Source organism: Nocardia arthritidis, assembly GCF_011801145.1.
In the GTDB taxonomy this organism is placed as follows: Bacteria; Actinomycetota; Actinomycetes; order Mycobacteriales; family Mycobacteriaceae; genus Nocardia; species Nocardia arthritidis_A.
In genome coordinates, this window is sequence record NZ_CP046172.1 from 5,146,962 (window position 1) to 5,163,538 (window position 16,577).

Genomic DNA, 16,577 nt, shown 5'->3' on the forward strand with positions numbered 1-16,577 from the left:
ACCCGATGAGCGCCCTTAGACGTTGACGGCCGCGTGCTCGCCGACGAACGCGTCCCGCATGACCAGGTTGATACCGGTCAACCGGGCCCTGACCTCGTCCTTGGTGGTGACCAGCGCGGCGTCGGCGCCGTTCATCTGGAGTTCGGTTCCGGTGGCCTCCATGCTGCCCAGCTTGCCGAATACATGCACCGGGTTGGTCGCGTAGAGGGTCGCCTCGGGGGTCACCAGCTCGAACTCGGTGTCGACATGCAGTTCGCTGGGGAAGCGGACGCGACTCAGGCTGTCCTCGGTGCCCTCGCCGAGCGTGCCGCCGGACGGCCGCGGGAAGCTCACCCGCAGCATGACCCGGCCGCCGAGTTCGGCGCAGTGACCCGATACCGCGATGCGCGAGATCTGGGCGAGCACACCGTTGCCCTCGTCGTGCTTCTCCGGCCCGAACAGCAGGATCTCGGTGCCGGCGGCGCGCTTGTAATCGCCGGCCAGGTCGACGAATACTTCCTTGCCACCCACCTCGAGTTTGGCCCGGCCCTCCAACGAGACCTGCATGATCATCGATGGATCGACGAGCATGGAGATGCACGGTCCGGCACTCGGCATGAAGAACATGCTCGGGGTGATGCCGACCGGCTCGTTGTCGTCATTGGCCGGATACCACGCCTCGGGCAGCGTGGTACCGCGCACGACGTTCGGGCCGACGATCACGTCGAACGGCCCGTCACCGCGCGGCTTACCCAGGTACGGGCCGGTCAGCGGCTTCTTGAAGGGCGGAATGTGGTCGACGACGCCGTTGATGTCGATGACGTTGCGGTGCGCCAGCCGCAGCGTGCTCGACTCCAGGATGCCGAACCGGCGAATGTTGAACTCCGCGGGGAAGTTCTTGCCGGGCGTGATTTGGCGTACGTGACCGGTGTTGGGCAGATACGGATTGGACAGCACCTGGATGCGGTCGTTCAACTCGTAACTGAAGCCCTTGATGCCGACCTCGGGAGCCGAGATCAATTCGGTTTCGAATTCCGCGTATCCCTTTTCGTCGACACGATGTTCGAATCCCGGCATGGGCCACTTGTTCAGCTGAACGAAGCCGGAGAGATTGATGGTCTCCCGACGCCCGGCATAGTAATCCTCGCCGAAGGCCACCGTGGCGGCCGCGAGGATGTGCGGACGGATCGGCTTCGGTTCCAGGTTCAGCGACTCGTAAGTCTCCTTGAATGAACTCAATCCAGACACCTCCAGCGTCTGTGTATTGGTTTAACGGTTTAGTTACTATATGTTTTTTAACCTACCAGCGTCAATGGTTGCGCGCCTCCGGATAACGGGGAACATCAAGATTTATTGCGGGCGATACGAATTCCGGAACACGACTTTGCCGCGCAATACGTGGCCGTATTGCGCGGCTTATTTCCGTTCGAATCAGGTCAGCGAAGTCTCCCGGCTTTTTGGTCCGAATATCAATCTCGCCGCATCGATGAGGTCCGGATCCGCCTCGCCGTTCCAGCCTTCGACGTCGACCTTGATGGTTTGGCCTGCGCCGATTTCGCCGAAGAGGATCTTTTCCGAGAGTTGGTCTTCGATCTCGCGTTGGATGGTGCGCCGCAGTGGCCGGGCGCCGAGCACGGGGTCGAAACCACGTTTGGCGAGCAGGTTCTTGGCGTTGGGGGTGAGCTCGATCGCCATGTCCTTGTTCTTCAGCTGGGTGGCGACGCGCCCGATCATCAGATCCACCATTTCCACGATTTGGTCGTTGGTGAGCTGGTGGAACACGATCACGTCGTCGATGCGGTTGAGGAACTCGGGCCGGAAGTGTTTCTTCAGCTCGTCGTTGACCTTCAGCTTCATCCGCTCGTAGTTGGAGCCCTCGTTGTTGGACTGGGTGAACCCCAACCCGACGGCCTTGGAGATATCGGAGGTGCCCAGGTTCGAGGTGAAGATCAGCACCGTGTTCTTGAAGTCCACGGTCCGGCCCTGACCGTCGGTCAGGCGGCCGTCTTCGAGCACCTGCAGCAGGGTGTTGTAGATCTCCTGGTGGGCCTTTTCGATCTCGTCGAACAGCACGACCGAGAACGGCTTGCGCCGCACCTTCTCGGTGAGCTGGCCGCCCTCCTCGTAACCCACATATCCGGGAGGGGCACCGAACAGCCGGGAGGCGGTGAACCGGTCGTGGAACTCGCCCATATCGATCTGGATGAGCGCGTCGTCGTCGCCGAACAGGAAGTTGGCAAGGGCCTTGGACAGCTCGGTCTTCCCGACACCGGAGGGACCGGCGAAGATGAACGAACCGGACGGACGCTTCGGATCCTTCAGGCCGGCGCGGGTGCGGCGGATCGCCTTGGACACGGCCTTGACCGCGTCCTCCTGGCCGATGATCCGCTTGTGCAGCTCGTCCTCCATCCGCAGCAGCCGGGTGGTTTCCTCCTCGGTGAGCTTGAACACCGGGATCCCGGTCCAGTTCGCCAGCACCTCGGCGATCTGCTCGTCGTCGACCTCGGCGACCACGTCCAGATCCCCGGAGCGCCACTGCTTTTCGCGTTCGGCCCGCTTGGCGACGAGCTGCTTTTCCTTATCCCGCAACCGGGCGGCCTTCTCGAAGTCCTGCGCGTCGATCGCCGACTCCTTCTCCCGACGCGCCTCGGCGATCTTGTCGTCGAACTCCCGCAGGTCCGGCGGCGCGGTCATGCGACGGATCCGCATCCGGGCGCCCGCCTCGTCGATCAAATCGATCGCCTTGTCCGGCAGGAACCGGTCGTTGATGTAGCGGTCGGCCAGCGTCGCCGCAGCCACCAGCGCGCCATCGGTGATCGACACCCGGTGATGCGCCTCGTAGCGGTCGCGCAGGCCCTTGAGGATATTGATGGTGTGCTCCACCGTCGGTTCACCGACCTGCACCGGCTGGAACCGCCGCTCCAGGGCGGCGTCCTTCTCGATGTACTTGCGGTACTCATCCAGCGTGGTCGCGCCGATGGTCTGCAGCTCGCCGCGGGCCAGTTTCGGCTTCAGGATCGAGGCCGCGTCGATCGCGCCCTCGGCCGCGCCCGCACCCACCAGCGTGTGCAGCTCGTCGATGAACAAGATGATGTCGCCGCGGGTGTTGATCTCCTTGAGGACCTTCTTCAGCCGCTCCTCGAAATCACCGCGATACCGGCTGCCCGCCACCAGCGAACCCAAATCCAGGGTGTAGAGCTGCTTGTCCTTCAGCGTCTCGGGCACCTCACCGTTGACGATGCGCTGGGCCAGGCCCTCCACCACGGCGGTCTTACCGACACCGGGTTCACCGATCAGCACCGGGTTGTTCTTGGTACGGCGGGAGAGCACCTGCATGACCCGCTCGATCTCCTTCGAGCGGCCGATCACCGGGTCGAGCTTGCCCTCCAGCGCCGCCTGGGTCAGGTTGCGGCCGAACTGGTCGAGCACCAGCGAGGTGGACGGGGTGCCCGCCTCACCGCGCGAGCCGGATTCCACCGGCTCCTTGCCCTGATATCCGGACAGCAGCTGAATGACTTGCTGGCGCACACGATTCAGATCCGCACCCAGCTTCACCAGCACCTGCGCCGCCACACCCTCACCCTCACGGATCAGGCCCAGCAGAATGTGCTCGGTACCGATGTAGTTGTGGCCCAGCTGCAACGCCTCACGCAGACTCAGCTCCAGCACCTTCTTGGCCCGCGGGGTGAACGGGATATGACCGGACGGGGCCTGCTGACCCTGCCCGATGATCTCCTCCACCTGACTACGCACACCCTCCAGCGAAATGCCGAGCGACTCCAACGACTTGGCCGCGACACCCTCACCCTCATGAATCAGCCCCAGCAGGATGTGCTCGGTACCGATGTAGTTGTGGTTGAGCATCCGGGCCTCTTCCTGGGCCAGGACAACGACACGCCTCGCGCGGTCGGTGAACCTCTCGAACATCGGGCACTCCCTCGCATATCCCGAGTGGATTGCTATACTAAACAATAGTAACATTCGGTCGAGCTGAAGCAAGACGCCGCCCACACCACCGTGCTCCGCCGAACGTCGTTGCCACACGCGAACTTCCGCGAGATTGCCCTCTTCCGGCCGATTCGGGCCGCCGCGCCGGGGCCGGGTGCCATCATTTTCCGGCTGTCCCCGGTCACCCGCATCGCGTCGAGAGGATATAGCCATGCCCCTGCCCACCGAACCGATCGGAAGCATCCCCCGACCGGCCGCCCTGCTCGACGCCATCCAGGGCCACACCGCCGGGCGCATCGACGATGCCACGCTCGCCGACCACTACGTGACAGCGGTGAAAGACACTATCGCGCAACTGGAATCGCTCGGATCGCCCGTCGTCACCGACGGTGAACAAAGCAAGCCGAGCTTTGTGACCTATCCCCTGCACGGCCTGCCGAACCTCGCTCCCGATGGCGCGATCATCCCGTTCGCGGACGGCCACACGCGTCAGTTGCCCAGGCTCACCGCCGGACCGTTCCGGTACGCGACCACCGTCGGCGAATATCTGCGCACCGCAAGGCAATTCGCGACGGTGCCGATCAAACAATCGGTCATCGCGCCGTCCGCGCTGAGCCTGATCTACCCGGCGGAGGGCATCGACGGATATCCCAGGGAACAATTCCTCGCCGATCTCCTCGACAACGCCGAAGCCGATATCCGCGCCGCACTCGACGGCGGCGCCGACTCCGTGCAGCTCGACTTCACCGAAGGCCGGCTGTCGCTCGCGCTCGATCCGTCCGGCGCGCTGCTCGACTCGTTCATCGCGTTGAACAACCGCGTGCTCGATCGGTTCACCCCTGCGGAGCGCGGGCGCATCGGAATCCACACCTGCCCCGGCGGTGATCAGGATTCGACCCACAGCCTCGGCGTCGACTACGCGCAATTGCTGCCGCGCCTGTTCAGCCTGCACGCGGGGCGGTTCTATGTGCAGCTCGCCAGTGAAGCCGAACCCGATCGCGTACTCGCGGTCATCGCCGAACACCTGCCGCCGGAGGCCGCGATCTTCATCGGCGTCATCGATCCGATCGATCCGACCGTCGAGACCCCCGAGCAGATTCGCGATCGGGTGCTGGCGGCCGCTCGGCGGCTGCCCGTCGAACGGCTCGGAACATGCGACGACTGCGGCTTCGCGCCGTTCGGCGATGATGTCTCGACATCACGCGATACGGCCTTCGCCAAAATTCGCGCTCGTATCCAGGGGACTGCCGCGGCATCCGAGACGCTCGGAGTGTGATCGCCGTGGCATATATCGATCTCGGCGTCGACGAGGCACAGAATCCCGGCATAACCGGGCTGTTCACTTACCGCTCGGATACCGGACGGCTGCTGGCCGGTTTGGCCGAAGCGCTACTCCGCGAACACAATACGCTCGGCGCCGGCGAACGCGAGCTGATAGCGGCATACGTCTCGGCACGCAACAATTGCACTTTCTGTACCAATTCGCATGCCGCGTTCGCGTCGGCGCAACTCGACGGCGGTCGGTCGTTGACGGACGCGGTATTGCGGGATCCCGCCACCGCACCGATTTCGGAAAAACTGCGCGCGCTGCTCGTCATCGCCGGAGCGGTACAACAATCCGGACGGGAGGTGACAGCCGACATGATCGCGGCCGCCCGCGAAAAGGGTGCGACCGACCGCGAAATCCACGACACGGTTCTCATCGCGGCGGCGTTCTGTATGTACAACCGATACGTCGATGGGCTCGGCACGACCGCACCTGCCGAGCCCGCGGCGTATGTTGGCCGGGCCGAGTCCATTATCGACAACGGTTACCTGCCTGCGGCCGCCCGCGCAGATGCAGAACATTGAGTCGGGCGATCAACCCGAACAGTGGGCCTATTCGTCAATTCCCGCTGGACTCAACGCTTGTGGACGGCTCGTGCTCATGACGAGCACGAGCCGTTCGCATGTCGTTCTGTCCGTGGTCAGCTCGGGAACCGAACGGTACGGAGAAAGGTCGGCAGCAGCCATGGGCGCGGACCTCCGACGATCACCTTGCCGGTGATAGCCGCGCGCGGCCGGCTGATCCGGCCGAACATCATCAGATTCAACGCGACCGGCTCGAAACGCACGCGAACGTCTGCCGGGCCGTTCCGCACGCCGACGGATACCCGACTTCGATCCAGCACCAATGTCACCGGTGCCGTGTACCGGGAACGGAATTCGACCGCGACGCACCGATCGTTCGGCGGGCCGGATTTGTCCAGCAACCGTCCGACACCATGTCGCGCCAGCCCGACTACGAACAGATCCATGAACTGCCCGGAGTACTCCTGCGGCATCACCCACCGGCATCCGGTGGCTCGCGCGATATCGCGTCCGTGAATCTGCAGTTCATTTGTCAGATGAGCGAATAGCCCGGCGACCGGAACATTCGATCCGCCGAGCCAGCGTATCGGCAGATCGGGATCGACGTCGACGGTGGCACGCACCACGTCATCGATATGCCCGAGCAACCGGTCGGCGAGCAACCCGACGTCACGTTCCGGAAACCGTTCCATCGTGTGATCGTTTAGCACGGCGACCGTGTCCACATTGGTGATCCGAATCCGGTCCTCGAGCACATTCCACGGATAGGGAAACTCACCTGTCCGCACCAACGCGGTATCCCACAGCGCGATCGCGGTGACATGGGCAAGCACATCCGCAACCGTCCAATCCTTGGTGGCCATCGCATCCGGCGCGACCGAGCGCACCAATTCGGCGAAACGATCCCCGCTGTCTCGAAGAGCTTCCCGCGCCGCACCCCACTGCCCGGCGGTAATGGCCTCGACCATAACCCCAAGCTAACAATCGTTTCCGCGACAGCGCTTCTTCCTGCTTGCGCAATTCATCGTCGCCGCGACGCCATCGAAATGCCGCTGCACGCGGGATTCGACACCGGCACAACATGATTCGACCTCGCCCCGCGGCGCAGCCCGCGGGCCGACCGCGGCATCGCGTATCACGTCCCCCGCGGTACCGCCGCGTCGATGAGGGCGGTGGCGGCGTCGGTGCACAGTCGGGCCGCGGCTTCGGGAGTCAAGCCGCGGACATCGGTGAGGACGATGAAGGCCTCCCAGCCCACCACCAGCGCCACCTGGGACACCAAGTCCTCGAAAGCGTTGTGCGACAACTGTTCACGTAATGGCTCGAGTGCCCATTCGATCCAGCGCACCCGCCGATAGCCGCGGCGCGGCCTGCTCTCGGCGGATTCGGGAGCGTCGACGGTGAGCTTCACCAACCGTCTGCCCATCGGTAGCGAATCGCCGATATTCCTCGCGAGCGTGTCGACCAGTGCGGCGATTCGGACCCGGGGATCGTCGGAACCGACGCGCCCGAGCGCCTCATCGGCGCCGACGCTGACGAGGCCGACCGTCGCGTCCAGCAACAGCTGATCCAAGGTCGGAAAGTGCAGGTAGACGGTGCGGCGCGCGACATCTGCGGCCTCCGCGATCTCGGCGATGGACGGGTTGTCACCCCTTGCGAGCAACCGCATGGTGGCGTCGACGATCGCCTTGCGAGTGCGGCGGCGCTGCGCCACCCGCCCCGGTCCCTGCGCTCGCGCGGAGGATGCCGCGAGCGGGGCAGATTCGGTCACGCTGACGCCTCCTCGGATTTTGTCTTGACAGGAGTGTAGAACCAGACACACTATATCCGCATGCACTAAATGCACAGGAGTGCATTTAACTCGACGATCGGAACAGAGGCCATGAGCTATCTCGTCGTGGATCAAACAGTGGAGAGCATCGACCGATGGATAGCGGCGTTCTCGGCCGCGACCGAACGGCGCAAAGACGCGGGCGGAGAGTTGGTCATGGCCCTGAACGATCCGGCGCGGCCGGGCCGCCTACTGGTCATCGTGAAGTTCGACTCGCCCGAACATGCCCTGGCTTGGCGCGACCGCCCGGGAGTCGACCACGAAATCGCCCAGGTCGGGGTGGTGCCGGGTTCGGTCACCGTCCGAGTGCTCGAACAACTACCGGTCTAGCGCAAAAGCCCGGGGGCAGAAGATGATCCGAGACGTGCGCAACCGCCCGGTCCGCCGCATCGCCGAGACGATGCAGGTACGGGACCCGAGGGTGTCGAGTCCGGAGGCGCCGGCCGATGTGTTCTGCCGGGTTCTCGGCCCGGTGTCGGTCGAAATCGACGGCGCGCCGGTCGCACTCGGCGGCCCGATACTTCGACGAGTGCTCGCCGCACTGCTGTCGGCCGAGGCCACCCCGGTCTCCGATCACCGGCTGATCGAGCAGGCCTGGGAGCATCGCCCACGGGACGGGGTCAACGCATTGCGGCTCATCATCTGGCGGTTGCGCCGCACACTCGGCCGGACCGGCGGCACGTATCTGCGTCGCACCAGTGCCGGGTACGTATTGGCGATTCCCCCCGAATCAACGGATCACGGCGTCTTCACCGGGCTCGTCGAAAGCGGGCTGTCCGAACTCTTTTACGAGCGATTCGACTCCGCGGCAAGGGCTTTCGGATCGGCACTGGCTCTGTGGCGCGGCGAGCCGTGGTGTGACCTCGACGATTCACCGCATCCGATCGCGCTGCGATCCCGCCTGACCGAACTACGGGATGTCGCCATCGAAGAGCGGTTGGCCGCACAACTGGCCTGCGCACACACCGCCGCGGCCGTCGCCGGACTTCGCGCCGCGATCAGCGCCGCACCGTACCGCGAACGCCGATGGGAACTGCTCGCGCTCGGGCTGTATCGCAGCGGCCAGCAAACCTCGGCCTTGGCCGAATTACGCCGGGTACGAACGCTACTCAGCAACGACATCGGCATCGAACCGGGCCCGGCCCTGCGCCAGCTCGAACAGCGTCTGCTCACCCAAGACCCGGAGTTGGACACCGCGGGCCTACCGAAATCCGCCACGCGGCAATGATGTTCGCAGCACCGCCCGCGCCCGATTCCGCTCGTTCGTCATGCCCCGCGCCACTGGCGGTCGCCGCGCTCATCAGGCCCGTAGGACCGTGATAGCCCGGCCCGCAGGGGATTTCGCCTCGCCAAAGGCGGTGCGGTCGGCGATGGGCAAGGCGGTCGGACGACGGTCGAAGATCACCAGCGTGCCGGTGTCCAAACCCAATCGGTCGAGATAGCCGTCGATTTGGGCCAGTCCCTCGGCGAGTGGATCGGTCTGGTTGGCGGCCCAGACCTTCAACTCCAGCGCCTCGCGCTGTTCCACGCGCTGGCCGTCGGCATTCCGATACGGCTGCCGGATCAACAGGTCGATCCGGCCACGCCCCACCCCGACCTCACGATCAACGAACCCGGCTCCGTTCACAATCCGATGCAGATACGCCATCAACACCAACTGCGCGGCAGCCTCGTGATAGTTATCCCGGGTCGCCAGCACATCACCGTGCTGGATCCAGAACGCCACGAACTCCCGCAGCAATCGCGGGAAATCGATCCGGCCATCAGGGAACCGGAAACTCGACGGTTCGGCCGTGATCACCGATTCGGTGCGCCCACCCAGCACCCGAACAATCACTTCCTGATAGATCGGATTCGCGAACCGCAACTGCTTACCCCGCGCGATCAACCCCAAATCCCGCACATACCCCATATCGTCATCGAAGGTGAGGTCCACGTTCGGCTCGGCACCGGCGATGATCGGCTCGAGTACCCGCTGCACCCTCGGCTCGTTCAACTTATCGATCAACGAATCCAAATGCGTCGCCCGCGCCAGGATCAACCGCTCCTTGGCCTCCTCCACATGATCGATCGTGATCGTCTCCCGCACCCGCATCTTGAAGGTGATCTCCCACGCCAGAGCGTTCACCAACCACGGCTGGCCCTGGGTGTAGTAGAACGCCAGATCGATCGCCTTGTCGTCGAATTCCTGCCCGGTCTCGGCCGTATGCTGCCGATACAGCTGGCACACCTCGGCCTTGCTGAAATCCCCCACCCGAATCGACTCGATCTTGATATTGAACGGACTCGAAGACCCCAACCGCGTCGCGTCCCCACCCGAAGCCGCCTTGTAATCCCGCACATCCCGCAACCCACACAACACCACCGAATGCGGGAACGCCGTACGGCTCTGTGTGAACCCGGCACGCAACTGCCGCAACACGCTGAGTAAGCTCTCACCGCGCAATGCATCGATCTCATCGAAGAACAACACCAACGGACGCGGACATTTCGCCACCCACGCCGTCAACGCCGTATGCAATCGCGATCCCGCCGGGGCATCCGGCCACGGATCCGGCGGCAACAGTTCCGGAGCCAACTTCTGCACCACGGTGACCTGCCGGATCGCCTGCAGTAGCACATCTTCGACCGCGGCCACATCATCACCGAACGGCTCACCGAACTCACACGACACCGGCAACGCAAGAAAATGCCCGGCCGCGGTCAGCTCCCGCGCCAACCCCAGAAGCGCAGTCGTCTTCCCGCTCTGCCGCGGCGCGTGAACGACGAAATAGAACCCGAAATCGATATACGCCCGAGCATCGGGCAACCGCTCATCGGCGGGAATCATGTAATGCAGGTCCGGCAAGCACGGACCAACCGTGTTGAAGTACCTCACCGGCACACCCTACCTGTCCCGGTGACACCGCCCGACCACCATCGCCGACGGAGCGACGGCATCACCGGTCACGATACGGAGTTCCCGCCAGGCAACGGCCAACAGCGGCCGTATCTCCGTCGAATACGGCGTCCGCCGAAGCGGCCGTGAAGTGGTTCACGCTCGATCCGCCGAAACTACTGCCCCCAAGGACAGTATCGGCTCGACCGCACCGGCCAGCGGAGCGATCATCGTTCGGCCATCGCCGCCTCGGACATCGCGCGGATCGTCAGGCACCGACGCTGGCGGCGAAGGTCAACAATGCGACCGATTCGGTCCGCGTTCGGAACCTGTTCGCGGCGATAGCGTTTCCGGTACGAATCCCGCGAACGTGCGAGTATCCCGTCTTCGCGCCGTGATTCATATTGCCTGTCGCCGCGGAAAGGTTGGTTGCCGATGCTCCGGATCCGAAGTTGCACCGCGGTGTTGACGGTGGCGTTACTGTTCTGCGGCACAACGACATTCGCCGCCGCCGATCCGGAGCCTGTCCCCGACACGCCTACCGTGGCGACCGGCGTCGACCCGCTGTACGTCCTGCGGAACCTGGTGATGCTCTTGCAGGGCTACCAGCACGACTGGTCGAATCCGGCGCTGCTCCAATTCTGGCTACAGCATCTCACCAGCCTGCCGGGGCGGGCCGGGCAGAGCCTCGCCCAGCTGGCCGATCCGGCCCAGTATCAGGGACCCGACGGACAGCAGCGGCTCCGCGACAATATCCAGAAGCTCATCGACACCGGCACCCACTTCTTACCGAGCCTCGCCGGGGCCTCACTCGACCCCGCCGACCCCCGGTATCTGCCCAACTGGAGCAACGACGGCGTCTTCGGCCAGCAGGCCGACAGCGCGCTCGACAGCGACGCCCTCGATGTCACCCAGGCCGGAAATGTCGGTCGCGTCGCGAAGTTCCGTTATCCGTGCACCGAACCCGCTGATGTCGTCTTCTACGAAACCCGCAGTGGCGACTGTGTTTCCGGCGATACCCCCGGCGCCGATTTCAAACTGGGCGAAGCCCGCAAGTTCCAGATCGTCGATTCACGCGGATTACGTTTGTCGGCAACGCTTTTCCTACCGGAGGAGGCACTGCACCCGGCACCGGGACAAACCTTCCCGATGACCGTGTTCAGCGATGGCGCCACCGCCATCCAATCCACCTACTACGGCTGGACGATGAACGCGGTGCGCCGCGGCTATCTCGCGCTCACCTACGACGAGGCGGGTCAGGGCGCCAGCGACGGCACGGCGGCGGATCTGGTGGTGCCCTACAACACTGCGCACTGCTTCGCCTCCGGTCCGTGTCGCGACCTCGAGGACGTGATGCGCTGGGTGGTCGGCGACGACATCCTGCCCGCACCCGACACCCAGTCCGTGCTCGCGAACACCACCGATCCCGTATCGTTCTGGAACACCGTGCATTTCCCGCGACTCGGCCAGCGCCGCGACCCCGCATACACACCTGCGGGCGACAATATGCGCAACCCGATCCGCGACCTGATCGACACCTCCCGGATCGGTATCTGGGGCCAATCGATGGGCTCGATTGCCACCGGTCACTATCTCTGGGATGTCGGGCAAGGTCGCGGCATGGACGGCCGACCGGTGCCGAAACCCGCTGCGGCCGTGCTCATGTCGGGCTTCGAGCCATCGCTGGCCGATGTCCCGACCCAGATCCAGACCGCCGATATCGATATTCCGGGTATGACCAGCGGCGGGATCTTCCCCGTCAACGACATCGATATCTTCGGCGCGCACCTGGGCTTCGACCCGACCGATGGCGCGCTCGGCGGAAAGTCCTGGTACGACTGGGTGCGCCGGAACCGCACCGGCAGCGCGCCACTGCAATTCCTCACCCTGGAGGGCGGCAGCCACTTCGACACCGTCGGGGTGGGGATGGTCTTTCCGCGGGCGCTCGAATCATGGCGCAATTCCATCGATTACGGCATCGATTGGTTCGACTGCACTATCCGCGGCGACGATGCCGCGTGCGGGCGGGTCGTCACGCCGGTGCCAGGGCTGTCCCGTGCGGCGGCCGCCGAGGTGTCACCGCAAGGGCCTTCCGGGCCCAGCTACTGTATGACGGTGCCGGACAACGAAACTCTGGTCACCCTGTTACTCGGCCCGCTGAAGCAGCTGCTGTCCGGACTGTACGGCGAACCCACTCCGCAGCCGTGCGTGTCGGGCCAGCCGATTCCCTTGCATCCCTGAGCCATCGCATCAGGCGAATTCCGGGACCGCGGTCCGAGCACCGCGGTTCCGGAATTCCTGTGGCGGACAACCATTCCAACGCCGGAAAGCGCGAATGAACGAGGCGGCCTCCGCATATCCCAACCGAGCGGCCACCTGCTCGGTGGTCATCCCGGTGCGGGCGAGCAACGCCTCGGCCAGCGTTTGCCGCACCTCGTCGAGCAGTGCGCGGAACGAGGTGCCCTCCTCGGCGAGCCGCCGCGACAGCGTGCGCGGACTCATGAACAGTTCCGCGGCGACCGCGGCCTGATCCGGGATATCCCCCGGATCCCGGACCAGCACGGCACGCACCGCACCCGCGATTCCGGCTCGGGACCGCCTGTCCCGCAACAGCTCTCGGCACATCTGCGCACAGGTGTGTCGAGCCCATTCGTTGGCTTGGGGCAGCGGGACAGCCAAATAAGCACTGTCGAACGCTATCTCGTTCACCGGCGCGTCGAATTCCGGTTCGACGCCGAACATTTCGCGATATCTGCCGGTGTCCGCGGGCGCGTGGTGCCGGAAGCGGACGCGACGGGCAGGCACGCCGACGGCGGACAGCTCCCGGCCGATCGTCTGGATTCCGGTCAGCACCCGCTCGGTCAGGAAGGGCCGGACATCCGCGGGCACCTCGTAATCGTCGAGCAGCAGCCGCGCCTCGCCACCGGACTCCTCGAAGGTCAACTGGCCGAATGCGAACGCGAGCTCGATATACCGCAGTGCCACATCGATGGCGTCGCGCAGGGTACTGCTGCTCAGCAGCGCCAGCCCCCACGGCCCGTACATCGAAATGTGGTAGCGGCCGCCGGCCACGACGCCGAGACCGGGTTCGGCGCCGAAGCGCGCCAGCAGATTCCGCACCACGGCCAGTTCCGCCCGTGCGGTGACCTCGGCACTGGGATCGATCACCGATTCGGGTGTCAGCCCGGTGCCCGCCAGACAGTCCGCGGCGGGCATACCCCGCTCCTCGGCCATCAGCATCAGCACGTGCACGCTGGAGGTGTTCCGCAGCAGATCCCAATCGAACATGGCGCACCCGGTCCCCATCGACTACCAACGATCGACCCACGCGAAGCGGCGAGTGTCTCAGTCACCTATACCAAGCACGGCGGCCGGATATGGGCACAATGACGAAAAGCCCGACCATGTCGGCGCGCGGACCGCGCCTACTTGCCCGATCCGCCAACAGATTTGCAGGTTCGGTCAGCGGGTTCCGACAGTCCGCCCAAATGCGGAGATTCCCGGTGGCGGTGGTCCAGGTCACAGAGATAACCGATCATTTGCTGAATTAGCCTTTCGCTTGCACCGCATTCGGACAACTGAAGAGCCGAGCCGAACATTCGAGAAAGGTGCGTCACCATGTCGATCTGGAAGAAGACCGCGGCAACCGCCGCCGTTGCCGCCATCGTCGCCGCCCCGTTCGCCGCCGCGCAGACCGCATCCGCGCAACCGTTCAGCGGCACCTGCACCGCGGGCGACATCAGGTTCGACACCAGCCCGCTCGGCCTTGTGCCGAGCATCGCCAACGGGACGATCAGCGGGAATATCAGCGGCTGCAGCGGATCGGTCGCCGACAGCGGCGTTGTCCACGGAACCTTCACCGCCGACAATGCCAGCTGCTTCAACGTCCCCGCCAACCTCGATGCCACGATCAGCTGGCTGGACGGCCGCACCACGCAGGTCAGCGGACCGTTCGAGGTGCCGGGCGGCGCGGGCGCGCCCGCGACCAACTCGCTGAATATCGTCGGCGGCTCCGGCGCCGGTGGACGTGTGGTCGTCGCCCAGGGACCGGTGAACGGGGCGTCCCAAGTGGGCCCCTGCGTCGCAGGCGCGTCCCGTCAGGGCGAGTTGCCAATCACCAGCGTCAGCATCGGCTGACGGGCCCGGCGACGGGCGCCTCAACCCCTCGGCGCCCGTCGCCGCTTGCCCGATGCGCACTCGAATTATCAAGTCGCACAACCGCAAAGGCGGTCTCGATGACACCGAACGAGCCATCCCCCCGAGCGCGGCGCAGCGCGCGACAGGTCGCCGTTACCGCGACAGAGATAAAGCGACGGCTGGGTGTCCGCCGAAACCGCCTCACCGACACCGAACTCAGCGCCGTCGCCATGGCTATGGCCGAAGCGATTCATGCCACGAATACCCGCCGCCCGAAGCAACTACCGGGCCGGTGACGCTAGTACTGAACCGCCGCCGCGGGTATCGATTGCCGATGCTGCCGGAATTCCTTGGGCGGGCACCCATTCCAGCGGCGGAAGGCCCGAATGAACGATGCCGCATCGGCATAACCCAGCCGCACCGCGACCTGTTCGGTGGTCATATCGGTATTACCGAGTAATTCCTCGGCCAACAGTTGCCGCACCTCGTCGACCAGCGCGCGGAAGGAGGTGCCCTCCTCACTGAGCCTGCGGGCCAGCGTGCGGGAGCTGATGAACAGCTCCGCGGCAACGGCCGCCTGGTCGGGCGGGGCGGCGGGGTTGCGCGCCAACACATCTCGCACCGCGCCCGCGGTGCCCAGCCGGGCCCTGCGGCGTTCCAGCATCTCCCGGCACAGCCGCTCGCAGGTATTGCGCGTCCATTCATCGGCCTGCGGCAACGGAAAATCCAGATAGGCGCTGTCGAAGGCGATGGCATCCGCCGCGGCGCCGAAATCCGGCTCGACACCGAAGATCTCGCGATAACGCGCGGTATCCGCCGGTGCCGGATGCCGATAGGTCACCCGCTCGGCGGGCACGCCCGCGGAGAACAACTCCCTGCCGATGGTCTGGATGCCGGAGGTGATTCGCTCGGCCAGGAACGGCCGCACATCCACCGGCACCTCCGAACCGTCGAATACCAACCTGCTCTGCCGCGGCCCTTCCTCGAAACTCAGGTGGCCGAATACGAACGCCAAATCCAGGTAACCCAGCGCCACCTCGATCACCTGACGCACGGTTGCGCTGGACAGCAGCGCCAAACCCCAAGGGCCGTACAGCGCGATGTGATACCGCCGTCCTGCCTCCGCGCCGAGGCCGGGCTCGTCGCCGAAGCGCCGCAGCAGATTCCGGATGACCGCCACTTCCTGCCGCGCGGTCACCACCGCCGCACCGTCGCACACCATATCGAAGGTCAGTCCCGTCCCGGCCAGCAATTCCGCAGCGCCCATACCGCGCTCCACCGCCAGCTGCGTCATGACATGCACGCTGGAGGTGTTGCGGACCAGATCCCAGTCGAACATGCACATCATCGTGCCTCTAGCACCCGGAACAAACAACATCGCCACGTCCAAAGTGCACAAATTGGCAATTTTCCAGCAATTGCGCTGACCACTTGCCGCCGCCTGCGAGCGACCGCTGCGACCATTCACTACCGGCCTCCCGCATCGTCGATGCCCGTCCGGCTGAATTTCGCCCACCCGACCTCGCGGCACCGCAAACGTGTCCGGACGAACCAGGCGGATGTCACACCTCGATCCCGAACCACGGCACGTCGCCCGGGAGACCCGCCAAGTCGGGGAGACTGCATTTCATGTCGAACAAACATAATCTCGTCTACTTCGAAAGTCCGTCCATGCGCGGGCTGTATGCCGATATGGAGCAGTGGCAGCAGTCCAATGATCAACGCCTGCTGTCGATCAGCGTTCAGCAGGATGGCGGCAACTACTGTTGCATCGCCCTCACCAATCCGGCCGAGGTCGTGATCACCAGCGTCGACGGACATCATCACGCCAGCGTCAGCCGGTTCGGGCTGTTGGCCGTCGATACTCAACAGTGAGTGCACGGGTCGATCCGCAGCGGTCGACCCGCCGGAACGAGCCGCGGTCTGCGGCAACCATGAGAACCGCTGTGCCAT

At 64.9% G+C, this 16,577-nt stretch carries 14 protein-coding genes; 7 read left to right on the forward strand and 7 right to left on the reverse strand.

What is annotated here, in order from left to right; translation table 11 throughout:
* Window positions 1–15: 15 nt before the first annotated feature.
* Together F5544_RS23205 and F5544_RS23210 are read right to left on the reverse strand one after the other, a co-directional pair.
* Complete coding sequence (locus F5544_RS23205; RefSeq protein WP_167475148.1) at window positions 16–1,218, reverse strand: DUF6004 family protein; 1,203 nt, start codon at window positions 1,216–1,218, stop codon at window positions 16–18.
* 192 nt (window positions 1,219–1,410) lie between these two features.
* Window positions 1,411–3,906: an ATP-dependent Clp protease ATP-binding subunit gene (locus F5544_RS23210; RefSeq protein WP_167479415.1), complete on the reverse strand. Its 2,496-nt coding sequence runs from the start codon at window positions 3,904–3,906 to the stop codon at window positions 1,411–1,413.
* Window positions 3,907–4,138: 232 nt separating this feature from the next.
* Here F5544_RS23210 and F5544_RS23215 point away from each other — a divergent pair, with 232 nt between their 5' ends.
* The gene (locus tag F5544_RS23215) at window positions 4,139–5,203 is read left to right on the forward strand and encodes a cobalamin-independent methionine synthase II family protein (RefSeq protein WP_167475149.1); all 1,065 of its coding nucleotides are present in this window, start codon (window positions 4,139–4,141) and stop codon (window positions 5,201–5,203) included.
* On the forward strand, window positions 5,200–5,778 hold the full coding sequence (locus tag F5544_RS23220; RefSeq protein WP_238846596.1) for a carboxymuconolactone decarboxylase family protein: 579 nt from the start codon (window positions 5,200–5,202) through the stop codon (window positions 5,776–5,778). Before F5544_RS23215 ends, F5544_RS23220 begins: the two co-directional genes overlap by 4 nt.
* A gap of 116 nt (window positions 5,779–5,894) precedes the next feature.
* Here F5544_RS23220 and F5544_RS23225 read toward each other — a convergent pair whose 3' ends face one another.
* Together F5544_RS23225 and F5544_RS23230 are read right to left on the reverse strand one after the other, a co-directional pair.
* On the reverse strand, window positions 5,895–6,746 hold the full coding sequence (locus tag F5544_RS23225; protein WP_167475150.1) for a maleylpyruvate isomerase family mycothiol-dependent enzyme: 852 nt from the start codon (window positions 6,744–6,746) through the stop codon (window positions 5,895–5,897).
* A gap of 167 nt (window positions 6,747–6,913) precedes the next feature.
* Window positions 6,914–7,549 carry a TetR/AcrR family transcriptional regulator gene (locus F5544_RS23230; protein WP_167475151.1) on the reverse strand — a complete coding sequence of 212 codons (636 nt, stop codon included), beginning with the start codon at window positions 7,547–7,549 and terminating at the stop codon, window positions 6,914–6,916.
* A gap of 111 nt (window positions 7,550–7,660) precedes the next feature.
* On the opposite strand from F5544_RS23230, the gene F5544_RS23235 reads away from it, so the two are divergent.
* Together F5544_RS23235 and F5544_RS23240 are read left to right on the forward strand one after the other, a co-directional pair.
* A complete protein-coding gene (locus F5544_RS23235; protein ID WP_167475152.1) occupies window positions 7,661–7,939 on the forward strand; it encodes a hypothetical protein in 279 nt (92 codons plus the stop codon).
* A 34-nt stretch (window positions 7,940–7,973) separates the two neighbouring features.
* Entirely contained in the window at window positions 7,974–8,837 is an 864-nt protein-coding gene (locus F5544_RS23240) for an AfsR/SARP family transcriptional regulator (protein ID WP_167475153.1), read from the forward strand.
* Between the two features lie 72 nt (window positions 8,838–8,909).
* Here the strand turns inward: F5544_RS23240 and F5544_RS23245 are convergent, their stop codons facing one another.
* Window positions 8,910–10,487: an ATP-binding protein gene (locus tag F5544_RS23245; RefSeq protein WP_203217325.1), complete on the reverse strand. Its 1,578-nt coding sequence runs from the start codon at window positions 10,485–10,487 to the stop codon at window positions 8,910–8,912.
* Between the two features lie 435 nt (window positions 10,488–10,922).
* Between F5544_RS23245 and F5544_RS23250 the strand changes: the two genes are divergently transcribed.
* A complete protein-coding gene (locus tag F5544_RS23250; RefSeq protein WP_167475154.1) occupies window positions 10,923–12,728 on the forward strand; it encodes a hypothetical protein in 1,806 nt (601 codons plus the stop codon).
* 9 nt (window positions 12,729–12,737) lie between these two features.
* Here the strand turns inward: F5544_RS23250 and F5544_RS23255 are convergent, their stop codons facing one another.
* Window positions 12,738–13,775, reverse strand: a complete 1,038-nt coding sequence (locus F5544_RS23255) for an AraC family transcriptional regulator (protein ID WP_167475155.1) — start codon at window positions 13,773–13,775, stop codon at window positions 12,738–12,740.
* 330 nt (window positions 13,776–14,105) lie between these two features.
* Between F5544_RS23255 and F5544_RS23260 the strand changes: the two genes are divergently transcribed.
* Window positions 14,106–14,624 carry a hypothetical protein gene (locus F5544_RS23260; protein WP_167475156.1) on the forward strand — a complete coding sequence of 173 codons (519 nt, stop codon included), beginning with the start codon at window positions 14,106–14,108 and terminating at the stop codon, window positions 14,622–14,624.
* A 298-nt stretch (window positions 14,625–14,922) separates the two neighbouring features.
* Here F5544_RS23260 and F5544_RS23265 read toward each other — a convergent pair whose 3' ends face one another.
* Window positions 14,923–15,963: an AraC family transcriptional regulator gene (locus tag F5544_RS23265; RefSeq protein ID WP_167475157.1), complete on the reverse strand. Its 1,041-nt coding sequence runs from the start codon at window positions 15,961–15,963 to the stop codon at window positions 14,923–14,925.
* A gap of 290 nt (window positions 15,964–16,253) precedes the next feature.
* Here F5544_RS23265 and F5544_RS23270 point away from each other — a divergent pair, with 290 nt between their 5' ends.
* Window positions 16,254–16,499 carry a hypothetical protein gene (locus tag F5544_RS23270; RefSeq protein ID WP_167475158.1) on the forward strand — a complete coding sequence of 82 codons (246 nt, stop codon included), beginning with the start codon at window positions 16,254–16,256 and terminating at the stop codon, window positions 16,497–16,499.
* Window positions 16,500–16,577: the final 78 nt, after the last annotated feature.

What these genes read in the sequence shown, in the direction of transcription:
- F5544_RS23270 (WP_167475158.1), top strand. Translation starts at nt 16,254, where the DNA reads ATGTCGAACAAACATAATCTCGTCTACTTCGAAAGTCCGTCCATGCGC.
- F5544_RS23255 (WP_167475155.1), bottom strand. Translation starts at nt 13,775, where the DNA reads ATGTTCGATTGGGATCTGCTGCGGAACACCTCCAGCGTGCACGTGCTG.
- F5544_RS23215 (WP_167475149.1), top strand. Translation starts at nt 4,139, where the DNA reads ATGCCCCTGCCCACCGAACCGATCGGAAGCATCCCCCGACCGGCCGCC.
- F5544_RS23260 (WP_167475156.1), top strand. Translation starts at nt 14,106, where the DNA reads ATGTCGATCTGGAAGAAGACCGCGGCAACCGCCGCCGTTGCCGCCATC.
- F5544_RS23210 (WP_167479415.1), bottom strand. Translation starts at nt 3,906, where the DNA reads ATGTTCGAGAGGTTCACCGACCGCGCGAGGCGTGTCGTTGTCCTGGCC.
- F5544_RS23225 (WP_167475150.1), bottom strand. Translation starts at nt 6,746, where the DNA reads ATGGTCGAGGCCATTACCGCCGGGCAGTGGGGTGCGGCGCGGGAAGCT.
- F5544_RS23265 (WP_167475157.1), bottom strand. Translation starts at nt 15,963, where the DNA reads ATGTTCGACTGGGATCTGGTCCGCAACACCTCCAGCGTGCATGTCATG.
- F5544_RS23235 (WP_167475152.1), top strand. Translation starts at nt 7,661, where the DNA reads ATGAGCTATCTCGTCGTGGATCAAACAGTGGAGAGCATCGACCGATGG.
- F5544_RS23250 (WP_167475154.1), top strand. Translation starts at nt 10,923, where the DNA reads ATGCTCCGGATCCGAAGTTGCACCGCGGTGTTGACGGTGGCGTTACTG.